General features: G+C 44.9%; 18 protein-coding genes and 1 tRNA gene. 7 read left to right on the top strand and 12 right to left on the bottom strand.

Features of this window, described 5'->3' with window-relative positions; translation table 11 throughout:
• Nucleotides 1-10: 10 nt before the first annotated feature.
• The 3 genes from LT679_RS10870 to LT679_RS10860 form a co-directional block, all read right to left on the bottom strand.
• Nucleotides 11-1,309, bottom strand: coding sequence for a M20/M25/M40 family metallo-hydrolase (locus LT679_RS10870; RefSeq protein WP_232177615.1), 1,299 nt, complete (start codon nucleotides 1,307-1,309; stop codon nucleotides 11-13).
• Nucleotides 1,310-1,313: 4 nt separating this feature from the next.
• Nucleotides 1,314-3,215, bottom strand: coding sequence for a M61 family metallopeptidase (locus tag LT679_RS10865; protein ID WP_232177614.1), 1,902 nt, complete (start codon nucleotides 3,213-3,215; stop codon nucleotides 1,314-1,316).
• A gap of 99 nt (nucleotides 3,216-3,314) precedes the next feature.
• The gene (locus tag LT679_RS10860; protein WP_232177613.1) at nucleotides 3,315-4,433 is read right to left on the bottom strand and encodes a DUF4407 domain-containing protein; all 1,119 of its coding nucleotides are present in this window, start codon (nucleotides 4,431-4,433) and stop codon (nucleotides 3,315-3,317) included.
• 250 nt (nucleotides 4,434-4,683) lie between these two features.
• On the opposite strand from LT679_RS10860, the gene LT679_RS10855 reads away from it, so the two are divergent.
• Nucleotides 4,684-4,998, top strand: coding sequence for a rhodanese-like domain-containing protein (locus tag LT679_RS10855; RefSeq protein ID WP_232177612.1), 315 nt, complete (start codon nucleotides 4,684-4,686; stop codon nucleotides 4,996-4,998).
• A gap of 2 nt (nucleotides 4,999-5,000) precedes the next feature.
• Nucleotides 5,001-5,189, top strand: a complete 189-nt coding sequence (locus LT679_RS10850) for a DUF6358 family protein (protein WP_232177611.1) — start codon at nucleotides 5,001-5,003, stop codon at nucleotides 5,187-5,189.
• Here the strand turns inward: LT679_RS10850 and LT679_RS10845 are convergent.
• Nucleotides 5,186-6,199 (bottom strand): dipeptide epimerase, encoded by a 1,014-nt coding sequence (locus tag LT679_RS10845; RefSeq protein WP_232177610.1) that lies wholly within the window; start codon nucleotides 6,197-6,199, stop codon nucleotides 5,186-5,188. The genes LT679_RS10850 and LT679_RS10845 overlap by 4 nt on opposite strands.
• Nucleotides 6,200-6,254: 55 nt before the next feature.
• On the opposite strand from LT679_RS10845, the gene LT679_RS10840 reads away from it, so the two are divergent.
• Complete coding sequence (locus tag LT679_RS10840) at nucleotides 6,255-7,244, top strand: hypothetical protein (RefSeq protein WP_232177609.1); 990 nt, start codon at nucleotides 6,255-6,257, stop codon at nucleotides 7,242-7,244.
• Here the strand turns inward: LT679_RS10840 and LT679_RS10835 are convergent.
• Entirely contained in the window at nucleotides 7,241-7,858 is a 618-nt protein-coding gene (locus LT679_RS10835; RefSeq protein WP_232177608.1) for a rhomboid family intramembrane serine protease, read from the bottom strand. The two genes, LT679_RS10840 and LT679_RS10835, sit on opposite strands and share 4 nt — an antisense overlap.
• Nucleotides 7,859-7,932: 74 nt before the next feature.
• Here LT679_RS10835 and crtD point away from each other — a divergent pair, with 74 nt between their 5' ends.
• Nucleotides 7,933-9,414, top strand: coding sequence for a 1-hydroxycarotenoid 3,4-desaturase CrtD (gene crtD / locus LT679_RS10830; RefSeq protein ID WP_232177607.1), 1,482 nt, complete (start codon nucleotides 7,933-7,935; stop codon nucleotides 9,412-9,414).
• A 126-nt stretch (nucleotides 9,415-9,540) separates the two neighbouring features.
• Nucleotides 9,541-9,981 (top strand): carboxymuconolactone decarboxylase family protein, encoded by a 441-nt coding sequence (locus tag LT679_RS10825; RefSeq protein WP_232177606.1) that lies wholly within the window; start codon nucleotides 9,541-9,543, stop codon nucleotides 9,979-9,981.
• Between the two features lie 61 nt (nucleotides 9,982-10,042).
• Here the strand turns inward: LT679_RS10825 and LT679_RS10820 are convergent, their stop codons facing one another.
• The 4 genes from LT679_RS10820 to pth all read right to left on the bottom strand — a co-directional run bounded on the left by LT679_RS10820 (nucleotide 10,043) and on the right by pth (nucleotide 15,620).
• Nucleotides 10,043-12,010: a M1 family metallopeptidase gene (locus tag LT679_RS10820; protein WP_232177605.1), complete on the bottom strand. Its 1,968-nt coding sequence runs from the start codon at nucleotides 12,008-12,010 to the stop codon at nucleotides 10,043-10,045.
• A 128-nt stretch (nucleotides 12,011-12,138) separates the two neighbouring features.
• Complete coding sequence (locus tag LT679_RS10815; protein WP_232177604.1) at nucleotides 12,139-12,486, bottom strand: Spx/MgsR family RNA polymerase-binding regulatory protein; 348 nt, start codon at nucleotides 12,484-12,486, stop codon at nucleotides 12,139-12,141.
• Nucleotides 12,487-12,495: 9 nt separating this feature from the next.
• On the bottom strand, nucleotides 12,496-14,940 hold the full coding sequence (locus LT679_RS10810) for an outer membrane beta-barrel family protein (RefSeq protein ID WP_232177603.1): 2,445 nt from the start codon (nucleotides 14,938-14,940) through the stop codon (nucleotides 12,496-12,498).
• A 119-nt stretch (nucleotides 14,941-15,059) separates the two neighbouring features.
• Complete coding sequence (pth, locus tag LT679_RS10805) at nucleotides 15,060-15,620, bottom strand: aminoacyl-tRNA hydrolase (protein WP_232177602.1); 561 nt, start codon at nucleotides 15,618-15,620, stop codon at nucleotides 15,060-15,062.
• 228 nt (nucleotides 15,621-15,848) lie between these two features.
• Here pth and LT679_RS10800 point away from each other — a divergent pair, with 228 nt between their 5' ends.
• Nucleotides 15,849-18,569, top strand: a complete 2,721-nt coding sequence (locus LT679_RS10800; RefSeq protein WP_232177601.1) for an outer membrane beta-barrel protein — start codon at nucleotides 15,849-15,851, stop codon at nucleotides 18,567-18,569.
• Nucleotides 18,570-18,648: 79 nt separating this feature from the next.
• Here LT679_RS10800 and LT679_RS10795 read toward each other — a convergent pair whose 3' ends face one another.
• The 3 genes from LT679_RS10795 to LT679_RS10785 all read right to left on the bottom strand — a co-directional run bounded on the left by LT679_RS10795 (nucleotide 18,649) and on the right by LT679_RS10785 (nucleotide 20,488).
• Nucleotides 18,649-19,230 (bottom strand): 50S ribosomal protein L25/general stress protein Ctc, encoded by a 582-nt coding sequence (locus LT679_RS10795; RefSeq protein ID WP_232177600.1) that lies wholly within the window; start codon nucleotides 19,228-19,230, stop codon nucleotides 18,649-18,651.
• Between the two features lie 99 nt (nucleotides 19,231-19,329).
• Entirely contained in the window at nucleotides 19,330-20,274 is a 945-nt protein-coding gene (locus LT679_RS10790; protein ID WP_232177599.1) for a ribose-phosphate pyrophosphokinase, read from the bottom strand.
• 143 nt (nucleotides 20,275-20,417) lie between these two features.
• A tRNA-Gln gene (locus LT679_RS10785) sits at nucleotides 20,418-20,488 on the bottom strand.
• Nucleotides 20,489-20,703: 215 nt separating this feature from the next.
• Between LT679_RS10785 and LT679_RS10780 the strand changes: the two genes are divergently transcribed.
• A complete protein-coding gene (locus LT679_RS10780; protein WP_232177598.1) occupies nucleotides 20,704-23,835 on the top strand; it encodes a glycosyltransferase family 117 protein in 3,132 nt (1,043 codons plus the stop codon).
• Nucleotides 23,836-23,881 lie beyond the last annotated feature (46 nt).

The following is a 23,881-nucleotide window of genomic DNA, read 5'->3' as shown; positions in this document are numbered from 1 at the left end:
GATATAAATATTAATCTTCCATTTTTGGGATGCGTGTTGGCGTATCCTTACCGGCCACAATACTGCGCGAGCTTAGCGCTATGGCACGTATGGTTGAGGTAATGTTGTTTACATCCAACGAGCTGTATTCATCCTTCACCGTGTGATACAGTTTATCAATATCAATCTGATCGGTTGAGATGGTGTGCGCCGGTACGCCATGCCTTGCCAGGGTAGCGTTATCACTGCGGTAAAATAATTGCTGCTCCGGGTATGGATCAGGATGGAACTTAAAGGCAGTACCTTCCAGGTTTTTTTGCAGGATGGTACCAAAGTCAGACCGTTCATAGCCCGTAATAAATGCCGAGTTAGTACCAAATTTTGACGCCTTGCCAATCATCTCGATATTAAACATGGCCACCGTTTTATCCGGATCAACCTTGCCCGAAAAATATTGCGAACCGTAACCGCCAATTTCCTCAGCTGTAAAGGCTACAAAGATCAAAGTACGGGCGTTGTTATTTAGCTTTTTATAATAATTAGCTAACGCGATAACCGCCGTTGTACCCGACGCATCATCATCAGCGCCGTTGGCAATGCTATCCTTATCCGTTGGTTTGATGATACCGAGGTGATCATAATGGCCTGAGAAAACAACGTACTCATCAGGTTTGGTTTTGCCCTTAATCATGCCCGCTACATTAAATAACGGTGCTTCCTCGTTTTTTACCTGGTAGTTTATTTCGTAGTTAGATGGGTTATCAAACTTGCCCAATACAAACACTAACGACTGGCTGCTATCAACCTTCATGCTCACATTGCCGCCCATAGCACGGTTGCGCAAACGGCCAAATATGTCGGCGAATGATGGGTCAACCAAAATCAGCATGTTCTTGCCTGATGACAGGTACTTGCGATATTCAGTACGAAAATCCTGCCCGGCGGCTAATGTAGCTACTTCGGCACCACTGGCGACAGTCCATTTAAATGATGCGCCTGCCATAGCGAAGGCATTTTCAGTAAGTACCGGTTTGCCGTTAATGCTGGCCTGTATGCTTACCGGGGTGGAGCGTATTACGCTGAACGACTGGCGGAAATCCTTTTCGCCGGTAAGCGGGGTAAGGCCTGCTTTTTTAAACTCGCCCTCAATAAATTTGGCGGCCTTGTCAATTCCCGGCGTAAAGCTGCCGCGGCCCTGCATATCATCTGCCGAGAGGGTTTTGATGATCTTGCCTACATCTTCCTGAACAATCAGCTTGTTCACATTCTGCGCATAGGCTCCCACCGTTGCGCTAAGCAGCAATCCCGCCGCTAAAAATCTTTTTATCATGGTGTTATTTTACTTTTGATTGTAGCCAGTTGTTTCTGAATGTTTCCTGCTCCTTGCTCAATGTTTTGCCTGCCTTTTCAAAGCTGATCACATCGTAATATGGGCTTACTTCAAGTGTCACATTTGTATTATGTTCGCCGCTGCGATTACGGTATTTAACGGCCAGCTTATCGCCCGGCTTTTTTGAGCCGATGATGCCCTCAATGTCTTTCGCCGTTTTCACGGTTTGCCCGTCAATGGTCAATATTACATCACCGGCATCAAGCCCGGCTTTGTACCATGGTGTGTTTTGTACGGTTGGTATAGCAATCAGCACACCGTCACCGGCATACGAAGCATGCGCCTGGCCTGATTTTACCCTGCCGCCACCTGTGGATAAATTGCCTGCCCAAGCCTTATCAGCACTTGCTTTACTTACCAAAAATCCTGCGTTTGCTAACAGCGCTTCGTAGTTGTTTTTCTCGATGCCATAAATATATTGCCTGAAAAAATCAGAGGCGAAAGCAGGTTCCTTGGTGAACTGGGCAAGCGCTAACTGCAGCATAGGCACGGTGTAGGGCTTTTCGGTTTTGCCGTATTTTTTCCATACAAAGCGCATATAATCATCCAGCGTGAGGTTGAACTCGGCACGCAGGCGCAGGTCAAGCGCCAGGGCTGTTGCGCCGCCATACACATAGTAGGAGGTAAAAATATTCGAGTTGTTATTCATGTCGATAGATACGCCCGCATCTGCAAAAACCGCGTAGCGGCTCATTTGCACCGGCGGATACTTTTTAGCGCCCGGCGTGTTTAGTGCCGAATTCACTAATCCGTCCAATACCTGCGCGTAATCATCAACCGTATAAAAGCCTGCTCGTTTCAGCAGCATTTCGCCGTAATATTGGGTAAAGCCCTCGGCAAACCATAATTCACTGCTTTGGTTAGCATGGGTAAAATCAAACGGTTCTAATGATTTCGGACGGATGCGCTCTACATTCCAGCTATGGAAGTACTCATGTGAGAACGTACCTAGCACCTGTACCTCGTTACCTTCTATCTTATCAATCGGGTCGGTAATAATAGTGGAGTTGCGGTGCTCCATACCATCGCCATTAACGGTAGAGTGTACGTTGTTGATAAAGGTGTATTCGCCATAATCGTAGTCCGGCAGTTCGCCAAACACGGCTTGCTCCTCTAAAACCACCTTTTGCACCATTTGCGCAAAGGAGTTGATTACTTGCTGATTATCGTCTGAATATACGTTCAGATTGATTTTTTGCCTTTTGCCGGTTGGATTAGTTACTTCCCAACTCACCTGTTTGTAGCCCGATAATTCGGTAGGGCTGTCCATCATGTATTGCAGGTTGGGCGCAGTGTAAGTGGCGTTGCCCTCGTATTTAAGTTGTGATGATACCTTCCACTGGTGCTTATCCAGATCGATGAATTGAATTTTTACCGGGCGGCGGTCAAACCCAACAGCCCACATAAACGAGGCGGGCATGTTCAGGTGTGCCTGGCCTGCATCAATACCGGCATATGTGCCATCAACCCAGTTGCCAAACAGCGTATAGCTGATGTTTACTACGGATTGATGCGAGGGGATCTCATACACATCGCCCTCAATTTGCTTGATGGGCAGCTCGGTACCCTTGTTGGTGTAGGCTTTAACGTTATAAATGTTCTTGCCGAACTCGTGTGTGGCATACCTGCCCGGTGATGAGCGGCTCATGCGCACACGCAAAGGGCCTTGCGGCACTGAGGTCAGCGTCATTACAATTTCGGCTTCGTGGTGTACCGCGTTAGGAAACGATACCGTATAATAAACAGGGCTGCTGCTGTAAACCGGGCGCGAACGGTGGCGCTTACGCTGGCCAAACGTTGAGGATACCGCCAGGCATACAACTGCTGTAAGTAACAATTTTTTCATGAAGTGCAGTTAAATAAACAGCCGGAAAATTACGAGTTTATAACTTAACAAACACGTAAATTATTGATTACCTATACGGTATAAGTCCATAGCTGCCTGTTAATCATAACTATGCCTGCTCAGGTCATATTCGGACTGCCCGGTGATGATGCGCTTTCGCTTGTCCACATCCGCTTCCAGGTGATGGTCGTACACATTGTCGGTAACGGCCATATCACGCTCTTTGTCGCGCTCGGCATAGTGAATGTTGGCTTCGGCAATTTTACCCATCGCTACATCATAAGGCCCTTTAGGTGACATCAGCTTAACCAACACCGGTAAGCACTCAAATAATATAAACAGGTAGCCTATAAATGATATAGCCAGGTAGGTATCCAGGTCGCGCTCGCCCTTGTCATTATATGATAATTGCCCCAGCGCCCAGTTACGGTCAGAGAATCCGGCAACGTTTGCCAAACTGTCCAGTTGCTTGTCCGAAAATAGCTTGGTGCTGTTAAGCCCTTCGTAGTTCTTCCGGGCACTCAGGTACAGCTCCATATTGGCCATGTCGTTGGTAACTGTTTTTAGCCTGTCCTGCTTTTCCTTCAGTACAGCTTCCTTTTGCTTGGCATAGGTGCCATAGCCTACCACGCCTGATGTTTGGTTGGTTTTATCGCCAAAAACTTCCTGGTTAAGTTGAAAGCGAGAGCGGTTAATGTCGCGCTCTAACGAATCTTTTTCCTTTTTCAACTCTGCATTTTTACCAAGTTCCATGGCGTATTTGCCCTGATAGGTTTTTTGCAGCGTATCAATTTTACGTTGCTGGCCTTTAAGGTATGAGGTTTTGAGCTTGCCGCGGATTTCCTTATCAAAAATCTTTAGTTCCAGCGGGCGCGAGATAACGATGCCTATCATAATCGCCAGTAAAATACGTGGCGATGCCTGCAATATCTGCTGGTTGGTGGTGCCTTCTTTATTAATGCTTGATACAATGTAACGGTCCATATTAAAAATGGCCGTGCCCCACAGCAAACCAAACAAAATAGCGAAGCCAACGGCAAATGCGCTGCCGCTAAATACAAAGTACATGGCATAACCACCGGACAAGGCGGCAAATAAAGCGGTAAAAAATATGGTTGCCCCTATGCCCACATATTTGTTATGCTCGATAGGGTATTTTTTAAGCGTTTCTATATGCGCTCCTGAGCAGAACCAAAAGAAGCGGGTAATTTTTTTCATCAATCCGTTGTCTACGTAAACTTTATATAAAACGCTCGCGCTTAGCTATTGTTACAGTTAGCGGTTAAACATTTTTTTGTTTGAGGATAATCTGTTGCGGCGTTTATTTTTCAGATGCTTTTAAGCATCAATGGTTTAGCTAAGTTAAGACGAATAATGACAGCATAATGTAAAGAATTGCAGGCGCATCAGTGGCCTAAAGATCGCCGTTTACTAAAAAATCATACATTTGAAAATATATTTAAATACCATGAACGAGATAACCGTACAGGAGCTAAAAGAGAAACTTGACCGCGGCGAGGATTTTCAACTGATTGACGTTAGAGAAGATTTTGAGTACCAAACTTCTAACATCGGCGGTCAGCACATTCCGCTGGGCGGCATTTTGATAGAAACGGATAAGCTTTATAAAGATAAACCGGTTGTTGTAATGTGCCGCAGTGGTAAACGCAGTGCCGCCGCTATTATGCAACTGGAGCAGCAGGGTTTTACCAACCTGTACAACCTTAAAGGCGGTATACTGGCATGGCAGGCTGAAATTGACCCAAGCATACAGGTATATTAATTATGGGCAAAAAGGTAGCGCTTAATGTGCTGTACAACGTGGGCATTATTGTATGCCTGTTTATAGCCTACGAAGGTTTTCTACAAAAACACTGGAGCTGGTTATTAGGGGCGGCATTTGTAGCCGTAATGCTTATTATTTTAAAGGTACGCCTGATAAAAGAGGTGCGCCAGCTCACCAAAAAATGTTAACGCTGAATAAGTCCTAACCCCGGTTGGCTGCTTAATTGCCAGCGGCCGTTTGCAAAGCCAGGCATTGTGTAAGGGTTATTGGTGGTCAACAATGGCCCATCCAGATCTGCCCAGTCACATTGCGGGGCAAGGGCGGCAGCCGCCAGCGTGGCACAGCTTGTTTCGCTCATACTGCCTATCAAAACTTTTAGCCCGAGCGATCGGGCTTTTTTTATGATCTGTAAACCTTCATACATCCCCGCCGATTTCATCAGTTTGATATTGATGCCATGATAAACACCAGCGGCCTTTTCCACATCAGGCAGGCGTTGCACCGCTTCATCGCCAATAACGGGGATCGGACTATGCGCTGTAAGCCAGGTGTTGCCGTCGACATCCAACTTGTTCATGGGTTGCTCAATCAGTTGCACGCGTTTTTCGTGCAGCCAGTTTATCATGTCTAATGCGTGCTGCTTGTCCGTCCAACCCTGGTTAGCATCAGCGTACAATGGCAAATCGGTTACCGAGCGGATGGTTTCTATCAATTGCTTATCGTTCTCTCGCCCCAGCTTAACCTTTAACACTTTTACTTCAGGCGCGGTAAGTACTTTTTGGCGCACCATTTCCGGCGTGTCAATACCAATGGTATAGCTGGTTGGTGGCATCAACGCCGGATCACTGCTAAGCAACTGCCAGCATGGCGTTTTGCGCAGTTTACCGTCCAGGTCGTGCAGGGCAATGTCAATAGCTGATTTAATAGCCGGGTTACCGGGTGCAAGTTCATCAAGGTAATTGATAACCGATTCGTAATCGAACGGATAACTGAAGCGGCTTACCTCAACCTTATTTAAAAAAGCCGCGGCTGTTTCGTGGCTTTCGCCCATGTAAGGCACCATGGATGCCTCGCCATACCCCACATATCCCTCATGCGCAATTTCAACCAGCATAATGGGTGTGGCCGTGCGGGTAAATTTGGCAATAGTGAACGGGTGTTGGAGTTGCAGTTGGTATGGGCGGTAAGTCAGTTGCATGTTATAAAATCAAAGCTAAAGTTTTGCAATCAAAAACGTGCTTATCTTTGCCGGTATGCCGCAACAACTTTATAATCCGTTCAGCAATTTCAATTTTAGCAACCGTAACTGCTTTTTAACCGGCGAGGCATTAAGCACATCCGAAGAGAAGATACAGGTATTCCCCCAATGGCTGATGAGCACCTACGGCCTGGAAGATAAGCCCTTTAAGCTGCTCGATGAAAGTATGGCTACTTACAAAGACCTGAAATTGCCCTGCTCGGCTGCCGTGAACGAGCAATACCTCGAGCCGTTGGAGCGTGAAATAGCCGCGGCCTTTGAACAAGGTTACGAAGGTGTTAGCCGTTTGGATGATATAAAGCTTTTTCAGTGGGCGGGCAAGCTGTTGTACGGTATAATTTTTAATGAGATACAAGCCGGCATCAGGCAGCAGCACGCGCAGGGCGAGGAGTTCAGCATGTCGCAGGCTATTATACATAAGTTTACGCATTTGCACCTGATGTTGCAAAGCATCAACCTGTCTTTAGAGTTTGATGAGTTTAAGCCTTTTAGTTTGGTGTTGTTCCGTGTTAACAATGCCGATGATGTGTTTGGCTACCGCGATGAGATCAATACCCTTACTTTTTCGTTGCGGATAAAAGATTTTGGTATCATCATCTGCCTGCAGGATAACGGTACCAATGCCAACTACCATAAGGAAAAGCTGGATAAAATAATAGGACAGCCGCTGCATCCTATACAGTTTGAGGAGTTGAACGCTAAATTCTTTTACTCAGCCTACCTGTTTAACCGCTTGCCCGAGTACAATATATTGCCGGTTAACGATACCATTTACCTGGAAGCCATGCCCCTGCGCGGCATGAGCAGCAAGCCGTTATTTGATCACTGGGTAACCAAAACTTACGGACAAGTACTGGAGAACTTCTGGAAAAACTGGGGTTTCCTGCTGTTCGAGATCATCAAGAACCCGGAGGAACCGATGAGCTTTTTGTTTGACGCCGATGGTAATTTTATACCGGCAGATACAATACAGTTGCCGGTTTAAATAATAATTCCAAAAGCGTTAAAAAATATCTTAATAACCTGCGGAAACACCATTATGGTGAGGATAATTCCACTTAGCGCACCATAAAAGTGCGCATCGTGGTTAATGCCATCTTGCGCGTATCGCGAGGAGTAAGTGCAGTATATCAGGTAAAGAAAACCAAAAATGTACGCAGGTATATATATAGGGATAAGTAATAAGCCCATTCCGGCCTTTGGATAAAACAGTATAAAGGCAAACACCACCGCGCTGATTGCACCTGAGGCGCCCAAACTATAATACCATTGGTTATGGCGATGCTTGGCTACCGTTGGCAAATCACTTAATACAAGACTTACCAGGTAAATCAAACCAAATTGCCAATGGCCTACAGTCCTCTCTAACGTAAAAGCAAAAAAGTAAAACGATAGCATGTTGAAAAACAGGTGCCCCCAATCCTTGTGGATCAATCCGCTGGTGATGAGGGTATACAGGTATTGCCCCCTCGAAATGCTGTAGGGATGTAGCGTGAACTTGCGGTAAACGGTCTCATTTGAGAACGCGTAAAGCGAGGTTACAATCGTAATTAAAAATATCATACAGGCCACCGGGGCCGTCTCAATATATTCTATCATTTAAAACAAATATTAAACGGGGCAGTTAACCTGCACAACAACGAAGATATGTTTTTAATAGTACTTTTGCCCACATGCCCCAGCCAAAAGCCATTATTGTAGGAGCCGGTATTGCCGGTATAGCAACGGCTATCCGTTTGGCGGTAAAAGGCTATGCCGTGGAGGTGTATGAAGCGAATGCTTATCCGGGTGGCAAGCTATCGGAGTTTGAACAGCAGGGCTATCGCTTTGACGCGGGGCCAAGCCTGTTCACCATGCCGCAATATGTTGACGAGCTTTTTGTATTGGCAGGTAAAAACCCGCGCCGGTATTTCAATTATCAGCAACTCGATACCGTTTGCAATTATTTTTATGAGGATGGCACACGTTTATCCGCTTATGCCAACAGTGATGAATTGGTACAAGAACTATCGGCGAAAACTCAGGAAGCGCCTGAGAACTTACGTAGATATGCTGATAACAGCCGCCGGATATATGATATTACCAACCATGTTTTCTTAGAGCGATCGTTACACCGGTTAAGTACTTACTTACGCTGGCCTACCATAAAATCTATTTTGCGCTTGCCGGGTATTGATGCCATGCGGAGTATGCACAAGGCAAATAACTCTTTTTTTAAAGACAAACGACTGGTGCAGTTTTATGACAGGTATGCTACCTACAACGGTTCAAACCCCTACAAGGCACCCGCAACGCTGAATGTTATCCCGTATTTTGAGCAACATTTCGGCGCATATTTTCCGGATGGTGGTATGTACAGCATTACATCATCCCTGGTTAAACTGGCGGAGGAGTTGGGCGTAAGTTTTTATTATAACAGTCCGGTTGAGCAGATTTTGGTTGAGGATAACAAAGCTATAGGTATAAAAGTGAATAACCAGATCAAAACGGCGGATATCATCATATCCAACATGGATGTATGGTTCACCTATAAAAAGCTACTTAGCCATCTGCCCGGCATCCACCCCAAAAAAATATTACAGCAGGAGCGGAGCAGCTCGGCATTAATATTTTACTGGGGAATCAGCAAGCAGTTTAAACAGCTTGATCTGCACAATATTTTCTTTAGCGCCGATTATGAGGCGGAGTTCAATAGCATCTGGAATGATGGAACAATCGGAGCTGACCCTACAGTCTACCTCAACATCAGCTCGAAACTAAAACCTGACGATGCGCCTGAAGGCAACGAAAACTGGTTTGTGATGATAAACGTGCCGGCTAACAAAGGGCAAGACTGGGACGCGCTGATTGATCTTGCCCGTACCAACATCATCAATAAGCTAAGCCGTTTATTGGGCGAAGACATATCCTCACTTATCCAAAGTGAAAGTGTACTCGACCCGCGCAGTATTGAAAGCCGCACTTCATCATACCAGGGCTCGCTGTACGGCACCAGTTCCAACAACCAGTTCGCGGCGTTTTTAAGGCACGCCAACCGTTCGTCTAAAATAAAGAACCTGTACTTCTGTGGCGGCAGCGTACACCCGGGAGGTGGTATACCCTTGTGCCTGTTATCGGCAAAAATTGTGGGCGATCTTATCCCGACTACCTCTTAAATAAAAGATTTCTTACATCCTGCATTTCTTAATCGAGATTAAGATTTTGCTGCCCGTTGCGATGCACCTTTGTATTGTAAACGCCGGCAAAAACATTTAATCACATTTTAAAAATTAAGAAATATCATGGAAACCAGGATCAAAATACACGAGATATTACCGGACGCTTTTAAAGCCATGTATGGCCTTGAAGCTTATGTGCAAAAAAGCGGTTTAGATAAAAAGCTTCATGAACTGATAAAAATCCGCGCCTCGCAAATAAATGGTTGTGCCTACTGTTTGGATATGCACACCAAAGATGCTCGCAAGGCCGGTGAAAGCGAACAACGCATTTATGTGCTGCCCGGTTGGCGTGACACCGACTTTTTTACAGCCGAAGAGCAAGCAGTGCTGGCTTTAACTGAGGAGATCACCAACATACAAGGGCATGTTAAGGAAGCTACTTACCAGCAAGCAGTAAGTGTATTAGGTGAAGAGAAAACCGGACAAGTGATTGTGGCTGCCGTAACTATCAATGCATGGAACAGGATAGCCATTACTACCCACCTGATGCCTGAAAAGGCATAATGGCCGGTATGTATAAAAGCGAAACGGCCTCCAATTTGGAGGCCGTTTCGCTTTTATAAGACTATTTTTTCCAAACGTTATTGTCCGGATTAAAGTCAGGCATTGTTTTTTCAGGGTCGTAAGTTACCTGAACCACTTCTTCGGTTGATGGGTGTTTGTAAACGAATGATACGTTACGCTCCCAAATTTCAACCGGCAGCCTTACCATTTCGGTTTTACCGCTTTTGTATTTAATTTCTAACGGAACCGGCATGGCCATTTTTTCCATATTGGTAAGAGTAATGTATACTCCTTTAGATGGATCAACATCAACATTCTTTACGCTGTTAACCGCAACATCAAGTCGCCAGTTGTTAACAAACCAACCGCGCCAAAACCATTGCAGGCTCTCGCCACCAACGTTTTCCATCGTGCGGAAGAAGTCATCAGGCGTAGGGTGTTTAAATGCCCAACGCTCAATGTAGGTGCGGAAAGCCAGGTCAAAACGCTCTTTGCCCAAAACCTGCTCGCGCAGCATGGTAAGGCCAAAACCCGGTTTAAAGTAAAGCAGCATACCAATGTTCTTTTCCTTCATGTTGGCAGGTGCGCTCAATACGGTTTCCAGGTCAGGTTTAGTTGCAAACTCGCCAACGCGCTGCATGTCCATCGGGCGTTTATTAGCGTATTCGCCATTGTTGAAGTCTTCAGTAGTCAGGGTATTGATAAAGGTATTGAAGCCTTCATCCATCCAACCGTAAACGCGCTCGTTTGAGCCAACAATCATCGGGAACCAGGTATGGCCGAATTCGTGATCGTTAACACCCCAAAGGCTGCCTTTTTTAGCTTTGTATCCGCAGAAAACGATGCCTGGATATTCCATACCACCTACAATACCGGCAACAGCGGTTGCGGCAGGGTAAGGGTACTCATACCATTTCTTCGAGTTATACTCTACTGATTTTTTAACGTATTCGGTTGAGCGGCCCCAGGCATCATTGCCGTCACTTTCTTCAGGGTAAGCTGATATAGCGATAGATTTTTTTCCGCTTGGAAGGTTCATTTTGGCGGCATCAATGATGAATGATGCTGATGAAGCCCATGATGCGTCGCGGGCATTCTTAATGCGGAACTTCCATGTCAGCTCGGTTTTACCTGCCGGGCGTGATGCCGGGCTGGTAACTTCTTTAGCCGAACGGATAATTACCGTTTGATCGCTTTGCGCTGCTTGCGCCCAGCGTTTTTGCTGCTCGGCAGTATAAACCTCAGCAGGGTTAAGCAACTCGCCTGATGCTACCACAATGTGGTTTGCCGGAGCTGTAATGCTCAGGTCAAAATCACCATATTCCAGGTAGAACTCAGCCGGACCGGTGTAAGGCAGAACATTCCAACCCATTACTTCATCAAACACGCAAACGCGCGGATACCATTGTGCAACTGTAAACACTTTGCCGTTTTTGGTATTCAGAATGCCGGTACGGTCAGATCCGTAGTCAGGGCTGATGTATGAAAATTCAATGCGTAGTTTAATTTGTCCACCTTCGGCAGCTACATCTTTAGGCAAAAATACCTGCATGCGGGTATCATTGATGATGTATTTCAGTTCGGTATCGTTACCAACCAGTTTAACTGATTTAATTTTATGGCCGGCATCAAATACCTGTCCGCGGCCACCGTTACGGCTGCCGGTTGGCGGTACAATGGCTGACCCACGCGAATCCTGCTTAAACAGGTTCTGGTCAAGGTGCATCCATATAAAACCTAATTTTTGCGGACTATTGTTGGTATAAGTAAGTACTTCGGTACCCGTAATTTCGTTGGTTTTGTCGTTCAGCCTGGCGGTTAGCTGGTAGTCGGCACGGTTTTGCCAGTATTTAGGGCCTGGCTCGCCGGTTGCGGCACGGTATTCATTGCCGTTTTTGGTGTAAAAGTTAGGGCCGAAAGCATCATGATAATCATACTTTGATCCGGATGCGTCCTGAGCCTGGGCTATGCCGGTGTGTGCAATAGCCATTAAAGCCAGCATAGCGCCGGCTACGTACTTAAAGGTCATGTTAATCAGTTTTATAATATTTATAGCAAGTATACCATAAATACCTGTAATTGAAGAAAGAGGTAAAGCTATTGTTACCGTGATAAGTTCCGTGTAAACAAAAAAGGCAGCCGTCAGGCTGCCTTAAGTTATTTATTAAAATGCGCTTTATAAATATCCTCGTTAAAACCGAAGTACAAATAATCGCCATCCTCTATAACGGGGCGCTTTATCATGCTGGTTTTCTCCTGTAAAAGTTTCAGCGCGTCAGTATTGGTTTTCACGCTTTCTTTAACCGCCGGATCAAGCTGTTTCCAGGTGAGGCCCTGTTTGTTTAAAAACTTTTCGTAACCGGCTTTTTGGTCCCACTCGCCAAGTTTTTCATTGCTGACGCCCAGTTTCTTGAAATCGTGAAACTCGTAATCAACTTTGTTTTCTTTCAGCCAGTCGAGGGCTTTTTTTACCGTGTTGCAGTTAGTTATTCCATACACTTTCATGATGTAAAATTAACCATTTCCGCCGCCACTTTTACCACCGCTCTTGTCATCGTTATTGATGCCGCGCTGGTTCTTTTTGATCTCGCCGCTTAGCTTGCCAAATTTATAGCTTACGCGTATGGCAAAGTGGCGGTATATCTGGTTGTAAGTGGAGTTCTGTATAAAATCAGGCGTAATGGTGGTTGAGGTATTTTTCCAGAAACGGCCGTAAGGGTTATTTGCCACTAAAGATATACTGGCGTTCTTATCCCAAAACTCCTTGCTTACTACATATGAGTTATACATAAAGAACCTTGATTTGCCCTGTAAGGTTACCGAGCCGCTAAAGTAACCCGCGTTAAGGCCAACGCGGTAACCTTTATCAAACTTGTAACCAATGTTAGCAAAGGCATTGCCTATATATCCGGCGTTGTTGTATAGCTTACCGTTGTAAGTGCCCTCCAGCCAAATGCGTGATACCTGGCCATTCAGGCTTAACGATAGTTTTTTGGTGATATCGTAATTGGTATTCACATTCAGCCCCAGCGTTCTGTTGCTGCCAATGTTCTCAAAATTGGTTGTAGTAATCTTTTGGTTTTGACTGTTGATCACCGTATCCCTGAAGCTGGTAACACTTTGTATGGAGTTATTTGAAAACGCGTAGCTTAAACCAATATTGACAGACCCTTTTGAGAAGTTGCTGTAGGTAAGTTCAAAAGTGTTATTAAGCTCAGGTTTCAGGTTCGGGTTACCCGAGCTGATAAAGAGCGGATTAGAGCGATCAACAAAGGGGTTAAGCTGGTAAATGCCTGGCCTGCGTATGCGTTGGGTAAAGCCCAGGTTAACGCTGCTGCTTTTTAGCTTACGCTGGATAGATATGGATGGGATCAGGTTATTGTAGTTGGTGTTCAACTCCGGCTGACCGGCAGCGAATGTGGCATTGATGGTGGTGTACTCCAATCGTAAACCCGCTTTGGCCGACCATTTTTCGCCCTTCAACTGGTATGAGTTGTAAGCGCTGTAAACATTCTGCTGGTAATCAAATATGTTAGATTGCGAGTCGTTGCGGTTATAAATTCCCGGACTAATCAATGTGTCGGTAGCGAAATCACTATAGTTATTACGTAATATGCCTTTGGCACCGGCCTCAATATTTATCTTTTTTAGCGGATGCACGTAGTCCAGCTGTACGGTATGTTCCTTTATACCCTGATCGTTACGTTGCAAAAAGTCGGCCTGACGGTAATTCAACGTTTCGCTAAAGGTGTTTTCAGTAGTTTGGTCGTTAGGCGAGGAACTGTATTTGTAGGATAAGGTAAGTAATTGTTCCTTGCTCTTTTTAAAGCCTAACTGATAGTTCAAAGCTGCATCAACCCCGGTGTAGTGGCTTAAGCTATTGCTTAATTGCCTGTAACGCTGGGTAACCACATCAGTGCCATCAAATAATTGGGAGAACTGGTTATTTGATTGATTGTTCTTTTCCTTATACATCTCGAATGAACCGGTAAGCAGGTTCAGCGTATCTATCTCAAAGCTCAATTCGCCATTGGCATACATGTAATTGCCGTCAAACCGGTTAACGCCATTTTGCAGCAGCAGGGAGTTGTCGGCAATGCGGCGCTGGCTATTGTCGGATGTGTTTTCATTCTCCGGTTGGCGGCCTGCGCCCACGTAGCCCGCAAAACCAAATTTGCCTTTTTTAACGGTGCCATTCAGGTTAATACCTTGTCCCCACACCGTATTATGACGCGCGTTAATGCCGATATTATAACCTTCGTCGGCATTGGTTTTAGTGATGATGTTTATTATACCTGCCAACCCTTCTGCATCATACTTGGCAGGTGGTGTAGTAATTACCTCAATTTTGAGGATATTAGTTGCAGGCATGGCCTTCAATACATCCGAAGGATTTTTTGCCATCAACGCTGATTCTTTGCCATTGACCAATATTTTGTAAGCGCCGCTGCCTTTCAGCTTGATGGCGTCAGATGCATCTACACTCAATAACGGAACCTTACGCATCATATCCAAAGCGGTATAAGCCTTACTTTCCGGATCGGCCTGCACATCATAGCTCAGGCGGTCAACTTCCTGTTTCATTACCGGTTTAACGGCACTGATCTGCACCTCGCCCAGTTGCTTTGATGATGCCGAAAATATAATGCGTCCCAAATCAATAGCCGGTTTATTTTCGAGCGTTATTACTTTATTGTTGTAACCAACAAAGGCCAATACAAGCTGGTATTGCTTGCCGGCTGGTGCGCTAAGGGTAAAGCTGCCGTCGCCTTTTGATAGCGCGCTTTTTACGGGTAATTTGGTACCTGCATCCTGCAAAGCAACAGTCACAAAGTCAAGCGGTTTATTGGTGGTGGAGTCAATAACAACTCCTTTTACGGAAATGTTACCGGCCGGTGCCTGTGCAAAAAGGCATACGGATAGTATACAGCATAAAACTGTGAGTAAAGTGGCTTTCATTTTTTAGGTTTCTGTGTGTGGTGTGCAAGTGTAAGTTGGGCGCAAGTTACCCAGGCCATGTTACATCAAGCGGCTGTTTAACAATATTTAACGGGCTATTACAAAAAATTTAACATTTGCTACTTATTGTACCGGGTCATGGTAAGTTCGGTACCAATGGTGGCAAAACTTTTAATCATGTCAATCGAGCGATCAACAAGGGTGGGTAGTTCCGGAATTTCGTCCGCATCAAAACTGCTCAGCACATAATCAACCTGCTGCCCTTTCGGAAAATTGTCACTTATCCCGAAGCGTAACCGTGCGTAATTATTGTGGCCGAGCGTGGCTTCAATGTGGCGCAATCCGTTATGGCCCGCCGCGCTGCCTTTTGGTTTTAAACGTAAAGTACCCAGGGGCAAGGCAAGGTCATCAACAATAACCAATACGTTTTCCAATGGTATTTTAAGTTCATTCATCCAATAGCTAAGCGCTTTCCCGCTCAAATTCATATAGGTAGTGGGTTTTATTAAATGCAACTTGCGGCCTTTAAAAGAGGTTTCGGCATGGTAAGCATGGCGTCCCATACTAAACCTAACCCCATCCTGGCGTGCAAGCTCGTCAAGTACCATAAAACCAATGTTATGTCGTGTATCGGCATACTCAGGGCCTATGTTACCCAACCCAACTATCAAATACTTCATTTACAGGAAAAGACGGTTAATTTTTGTGAACGTTACAGTAAGCTGTATTTTTTAATGAAACAACTTCGTGACAAAGATAGGGTTTTGCCGAGCATCACTCATAAATCCGGGCAGGTAATATTTATGATGCAAAATGTTAAAATGTGTTAATGACAATTAAATATTTGAAATAAAAGCATTTACTTGCCGTTAAAATCGCAACTTTAAACGCACGCTTGTCACAATTTAATGAAACCAACCCTTTTATCACTTTTGTGCTGCCTGTTATTTTTTACGGCATCGGCGCAAAACAAAGCTTCTTTAAAAGGTACTGTAATTGATTCGGCCAGTAACCAGCCGCTCGAACATGCCACCGTTACCGTAATTGATGTTAAGGATTCATCAATGGTTGCCTATACCCTGAGCCGCGCAAACGGCGGGTTTGAGTTGTCGGGGCTGCCGCTTAATCATGATATTAAGTTGCTCGTCACCTTTGTTACTTATAAATCGTACCGTAAAAACTTCAATTTTAAAACTGCTGACGTTACCGATGTGGGTAAAATTACTATGGCAGGCAGTATGATGGATGAGGTGGTGATTAAAGGAGAACGCGTACCCATTGTAATGAAAAAGGATACCATTGAATTTAATGCGGAAGCCTTTAAAACACGCCCCAATGCCATGCTCGAGGAACTATTGAAAAAGATACCTGGTATGCAGGTTAATAAGGATGGCTCGTTCACCGTAAATGGTAAAACTGTAAGTAAGCTGCTGATTGATGGGAAGGAATTTTTCGGTAACGACCCCAAAATTGCTACCAAAAACCTCGACGCATCTATTGTAGACAAAGTGCAGGTGTATGACGATAGGGAGAACGACCCCGACCATTTAATCAGCGCGGTGAATGTAAACAAGATTGTGAACATTAAGTTGAAGCGTGCCATCAAGCGCAGCATATTCGGCAAGGTTTATGGCGGTGGCGGTAGTCGGGACAGGTATGAAACCGGTGGTTTGTTCAACATGTTCAGAGATACACTGCAACTCAGTGTAATTGCCATTAGCAATAACCTGAACAAAACGGGTTTTAGCAGCCAGGACCTATACAGCAATGGCGGGTTTGACCGTAGCGGGAGCGACGCCTTATGGAACGGTTCGGTGCAGCTTGGCGGCCGTGGCTGGGGCGGTATCGAAAAAGTAACATCAAGTGGCTTTAACCTGAATACTGATTACGGAAAAAAGCTAAAACTGAACCTGATGTATTTTTATAATGAAACCCGCAACATTAATGAAAGCAGCAGTTCGGTAAAACAGTTTTTAAGGGATACTACGTTGTTTAACCGTAATGCCGACAAGTCAGGCAGTAACAGTTTTGCACATAGCATAAGTGGTTTGGTTAGTTGGAATCCAGACAGCTTAAACAGCCTCACATACCGGCCTAATGTCTCGTTTAACAATAATAACAGTAACAGCAGATCAACCGGTAACAGTTTCAATGATTTTGACGCACGTGTTAGCGATAGCGAGGGTAATAGTACCAATGATAATCGTTCATCAACCTTTGGGCATAACCTGGTTTATAACAAGCGGGGTAAAAAGCGCCGGGAGGAATCATTCACGCTTATGCATAACCTGAGCTTTAACCCCAGCAATGCAGAGGGCTTTACTAAAAACCGTACGGTGAGTTACTCAACGGCATTACCATCATACATGTTAGACAGATATAATACGAGCGATAATAAAAACAGCTCGGGCAGCCTGTCGCTGAGTTACCGTTATCCCTTTTCAAAAAAGCTGGTGGTTGATATAGTTACGTCAGTTGATTACAACAACTTCGATCAAAATCAATTTGTGTACGATCGGGATACCAACACCAACCGTTATAGCATATTGTTACCTGACCAAAGCGCTGATCTTAACCGGCGAAACTGGACTAAAAATGTTAAGCCGGGTATTACCTGGCGTCCCTTCAAAAAGGTTTCCATAATTGCGGGGCTAACCAGCCAGTGGCAAAACCTTACCGATGTGTTTGATGTAGGAACGGTAAAAAGAGCATACAACTTTTTACTGCCTACGCTAAGACTGGAGTTATTTGATGGTATTTCTATTTCAATGGACAGAAGTTATAATTTGCCCTCCATTTCTGACTTGAGGCCGGTTACCATTGTATATAGTCCACAGGCATCGTTTATCGGTAATCCTGATCTTAAGCCTTCGCCCAGTACGCGTTTTAATCTCAATTACTACAATTACAATTTTGAAAAGGGCATAAATATGTACGCATATTTTAGTTACACTATCACACAAAATACCGTAATACATAAAAGCACAATAACCGGCGAAGGTATACAAACCAGTATGCCTGTAAACGCCGGCCAAAGCGCTGATTTGTACGGCTCGTATTCATTTGGTAAGGAGTTTAAAAAAAGTAAAATATGGCGATTCGGGTTGCGCAGCAGCCTGGGGCCGTACTACCGCGAACGGATAAATTTAATAAACGGCGATGCCGGTAAAGAGCGTAACTGGACAGCAACGTTTACGCAGGCCGGAGAGGTGTCATGGAATGATAAGATAGAGCTTAATACCAGTTTCACCTATTTCCGTAACTGGACAAGATATGACTACGCCAGCGGCCAAAACCAAAACCTGAAGGGTTTTACCATGCAAAATAACATCAATGTACGCTGGCCGCAAAAAGTAGTTTGGGAGGGTAAGCAGGAGTTTGTATACAACTCACAAATTGCCGATGGTTTCCGTAAAAGCAACAATATCCTGAGTGCATCGGTGGCATTGCAGATGTTTAAAAAGGAGCAGGGTGAGATTAAGCTGGCCGTATATGATATCCTCGACCAAAACATCAATATCTACAGGTTTACTACCACCAACGCACTTATTGACGGGCAAAACAATACGCTTAAACGATACTTTCTGCTCACGTATACTTATAAATTCAATGTGCTGAAAACCAAATAAAAAAAATCAGGTCACAAAAAAAAGCGGTAAGGATTATCCTTACCGCTTTTTTATTAATTGCAGATATCGCTATCTGAGATTATTTGCCTTTGGCAGCTTCCTGCTCAGCCTGACGTAACGCACGTGAAGTAGTTACTGATACAATCGTATCTTCCTGAGCGTTGGTGATAACCAGGTTATCTAATTTAATATCGCGAACGCGAACTGATTTACCAACTTCAAGTTCCTCGATGCTAACTTCAATGTTATCCAGGTGATCTTTAGGTAACCCTTTAACACGCAGTTTACGCAGTTTTTGAACCAGTTTACCACCTACTTTTACACCCGGAGATGTACCGGTTAATTTTACAGGGATTTCGATAGCAATTGGTTTGTTCTCGTCAAGCTGTAAAAAGTCAACGTGTAAAAGTTGTTCAGTTAACGGGTGAAACTGAATATCTTTAATAATAGCCTGTGTTTTAGTACCGGCAATGTCAAGGTCGATGAAGTGAACAACCGGTGTGTAAACAACGGCTTTCAAATCAGCTGCGGATACTGAGAAGTGAGTTTGAGTTTCACCTCCGTACAGAACTGCAGGCACCTGGCTTTGGTAGCGCAGCTCTTTAGCATCTCTTTTCCCTACGTTCTCTCTCGGAGAACCGCTAATAGCAAATGATTTCATTTTTATTTATTGTTATTTATTTAATTCATGGCGTCCTATCGCCATAAGCTCTTTATCTGTTCATGTCGATTATTATCAGCATGAACTATATTTTTTCTTTTAATCTACTTTAAACAGCTGGCTTATTGAGCCATGCTCGTTAACGTTAGCTATTGCCTTGGCAAACAGCTCCGCGGTTGATAAAACCCTGATCTTGTCACTTTCGTGCTTAAGCGGTATGGTATCAGTCACAATCAGCTCAGTTAAAGCCGAGTTCTCGATAGTTTCATACGCCTTGCCCGATAATACCGGATGAGTACACACAGCCCTTACACTACGCGCGCCGCGCTCCATGATCAGTCCTGCCGCTTTAGACAGGGTGCCGGCCGTATCGCAAATATCATCTATCAAAACAATGTCCTGGTCAACCACGTCGCCTATCACCGTCATTGATTCGATCTCGTTTGCGCGTTTGCGGCGTTTATCGCAAATAACCACCTCGGCGTTAAAAAACTTGGCAAAGCTGCGTGCGCGGTATGAGCCGCCCATGTCCGGCGATGCAATGGTCAGGTTTTCAAGCCCAAGGCTTTTAATATAAGGCACAAATATTACCGAGGCGTCCAGGTGATCAACCGGAACATCAAAAAAGCCCTGTATCTGCGCTGCGTGCAAATCCATGGTCATGATGCGGTTAATGCCCGCTGCAACCAGCAAATTGGCAACCAGCTTGGCACCAATGGCTACACGCGGTTTGTCCTTACGGTCTTGCCTGGCTAATCCAAAATAAGGTATAACCGCCGTTACATAATGTGCCGAAGCGCGGCGTGCCGCATCAATCAGCATCAGCAACTCCATCAGGTTATCAGTAGGCTGGTTGGTTGATTGTATTAAAAATACATCGCAACCGCGTACCGACTCATTAAAGTGGGGCTGAAATTCGCCATCGCTAAAGCGTGAAAGGACAACTTCACCAAGTTCACGGCCATAGCTTGCCGATATATCAATGGCCAGCTGCCTCGAACCTATTCCGGAGAATAATTTAACAGGGTTGAACTGTAACGGCATTTTATTTAGATTTCAAACTTAGGCAACCACCGTTTTAAGCAGCTACGTTTGTTTGTATAAAACCTTAAAAACACAATTCGGATTTCAAATTCTCTATCGGTTTAAGCCGAAACTGAAAATTCAAAATCCGAATCTTTTTGTTGTTGCCCGACCTGGATTCGAACCAAGACAAACGGTACCAAAAACCGTCGTACTACCATTATACTATCAGGCAATCTCCGTTAGATAATTGCTTTTCTGAACGGAATGCAAATGTAAGACGTTTTTTGAAATGCTAAAAATTTTTTTGAAAAAAAATCATAAGCCATTTTGTTGCACCCGGTTACAGCGTTAAATTATGTTAACAGCTAAGTTTTTAATAGTAACATTAAGGATAGTTTGTTATTTTCGGCAGCTTGTAAAGCCGTATAGTACTTATATCATTTGACGATGAATTACAACAAGATAAACAATCTTTTTGGTTGGCTGGCCTTTTTAATAGCCACCGTTACCTACGTTTTAACGCTCGAGCCATCAACCAGTTTTTGGGATTGCGGCGAGTTTATTGCCTGTATCTACCGGTTGCAGGTGGCCCACCAGCCCGGCGCGCCGCTGTTTACCATGATCGGTAAGGTTTTCTCCCTGCTTTCCATGGGCGATAACGCCAAGGTTGCCTATTTTACCAACATGGCATCAGCCCTGTCGAGCAGCGCTACCATATTGTTCCTGTTCTGGACGATAACCGCGCTTGCAAAAAAACTGCTGGTAAAACCGGGCGTTCAAATTACTACAGCTAACATCATCCTTATAATAGGTGCGGGCCTGGTAGGTTCACTGGCTTATACTTTCTCTGATACGTTCTGGTTCTCGGCCGTTGAGTCGGAAGTTTATGCCGAATCGTCATTATGTACAGCTATCGTTTTCTGGGCCATCCTGAAATGGGAAGCCCATGCCGATGAACCGCACGCTAATCGCTGGATAGTTTTCATTGCCTACATCATGGGCTTATCTATCGGTATACACTTACTTAACTTACTGGTTATACCGGCTATCGCGTTGGTTATCTACTTCCGCAAGGCCGATAAAGCTACCTCAAAAGGTGCGTTACTTTGGTTTTTTGGTGGTATTGTAGCCGTGGCGTTTGTGCTGTGGGGCGTTATCCAGTTCACCGTTAAAGGTGCCGCATTCTCTGACCTGTTGTTTGTAAATACGCTTGGCTTAGGCTTTGGCTCAGGTGCCATAACCTTTTTTGTGTTGCTGATAGCCTTGCTGGTAACAGGTATATATTATACCATTAACCCGGTTAAGCCTGCCATAATAGCCGCAGCCGTATGTTTTGTATTGCTTGCAGGCATCAGCAGCGGTATTGTGGGCGTTGTTGTGGCTGTTGCAGTACTGGCGTTTTTAGAGTATGTGGTTAAAATTCGCGAAAAGCGTTTCGCTTTAAATAGCTTTCTGGTTTGTTTAGCCTTTATCCTGTTTGGCTACAGTTCATTTGTGATGATCGTAATACGTGCTAAAGCGGGTACCAATCTGAACAATAGCGATCCGCAGGATGCATTCGCCCTGAACGGTTACCTGAACCGCGACCAGTATGGCGATACCCCGCTGCTTTACGGCCAGTTCTTTGATTCAAAACTAACCGACCAGAAAGAGGGTGCTAAAATTTATCGTCGCGGTAAAGAGAAATACGAGGTTGCCGGCACAAAAATCAAAAATATTTACGACCGTAATACGTTCTTCCCGCGCATGTTCAGCGATAAGCCGAACCATGCGCAATTCTACCGCCAGTGGACAGGCCTCGGTGCAGAAGAAAGTCCGAATATGGTGACCAACTTTAAATTTTTCTGGACGTGGCAGGTTACTCAAATGTATACCCGCTACTTTTTATGGAACTTTGTTGGCCGTACCAATGAGCAGGACGGACAGGTTGATGCCGGCGGTATTGATGGTAACTGGGTAACCGGCTATCGTGCCAACCAGCCCTTACCATATTCAGTAACCAAAAGCAAATCGTACAATCGTTTATATGCGCTTCCGCTGATCATTGGTTTGATGGGTGCGGTATACCACTTCCGCCGTAACCAAAAGGATGCAGGTATTGTGGGCGTGTTATTCTTTTTTACGGGTTTGGCTATTGTGCTTTACCTTAACCAGGATCCGCTGCAGCCACGTGAACGTGATTATGCTTACGCAGGCTCGTTCTACGCCTTTGCCATATGGATCGGCCTGGGCGTATTATTTATTGCCGAAATATTGAGCAGATTGAATGCTAAAACAGCTGCGGTAATATCAACTGCGGTTTGTTTGCTTGCAGCGCCGGCATTAATGGCCAGTCAGGAGTGGGACGATCATGACCGCTCTACCAAGCTCACCCCGCATGATATGGCTTATAACTACCTTAACTCATGCGCGCCAAATGCTATATTGTTTGTTTACGGTGATAATGACACCTATCCGCTTTGGTACATACAGGAAGTTGAAGGTGTAAGGCCTGACGTGCGCATTGTTAACCTGAGCTTGCTGGGTACCGATTGGTACATCCGCCAGATGAAGGAAAAAATGAATGAGTCGGCACCGTTGCCAATATCGATGCCTAACGAGAAGTTCCAGGCCGGCGTGCGCGATGTAATTTATTACAGCGATGGCAATGTGCCGGGTTCTACGGATATTAAGGAGTTGTTTGACTTTATTACGTCTGACGATCCGCGGGCTATGGCTGAATTGCAAAGCGGCGAAAAAACTAACTACCTGCCAACTAAAAAGTTCAAACTTGCGGTTGATGCCAACGAAGCCATCAAATCAGGCGCTATCCCGACTGATAAGGCGGCACAAGCCGAAACTGCTATTGAATGGACTTACCCCGGCAATTACATCACCAAGGATAACCTTGCCCTGATGGATATACTGGCACATAACGATTGGAAGCGCCCGATTTACTTTGCCGTAACCGTGGGCAGCGACAACATGATAGGCCTTGACCGTTATTTGTATAACGAAGGTTTTGCATACCACCTGATGCCGATTAAACCGGATACCACCGTTGCGCCGTTAGAGGCCACCAACAGCCAAAAGATGTATGACAACATGGTAAACAAGTTTAAATACGGCAACTTTAAAACGGCCAAATACCTGGATCATGAGTCGCTGACGATGTTCTATCCGCTTATTTCGCGTATGTACATGAACCTGGCTGATAACCTGATTAAAGAAGGTAAGAACGATCAGGTTAAAAAACTTTTAGCTAAATACGATGCCGAAATGCCGACGGACATACCGGTACAGGAAGTTGCCGTGCGCAAGTATTACCTGCTCGAAAGCGCTTACCGCGTAGGCGAATTTAAGATAGGCAATAAGCTGGCCGAGCAAATTGATGATTACCTGGTAAACATGTTGGATTATAGGTATGCTACTATGCAAAACGGCGATTCATCAGGTTCAGATAGAGATATGCAGTTCACCATGTCATTACTTAATGGCCTGGTTGGTTTAACCAAAGATTTCCATCAAACTACATTAAACAAAAAGTACGCTGATCAGCTAAAAAGCTTCAGTAGCAAGTTTGGTGTACCTCAGCAATAATTGCCGGGGTATATAAACAAGAAAAGCGGCTTATGGCCGCTTTTCT

It is taken from the genome of Mucilaginibacter roseus (assembly GCF_021215455.1).
GTDB classification, from domain to species: Bacteria; Bacteroidota; Bacteroidia; order Sphingobacteriales; family Sphingobacteriaceae; genus Mucilaginibacter; species Mucilaginibacter roseus.
This window is presented reverse-complemented; position numbering and strand designations above follow the sequence as displayed.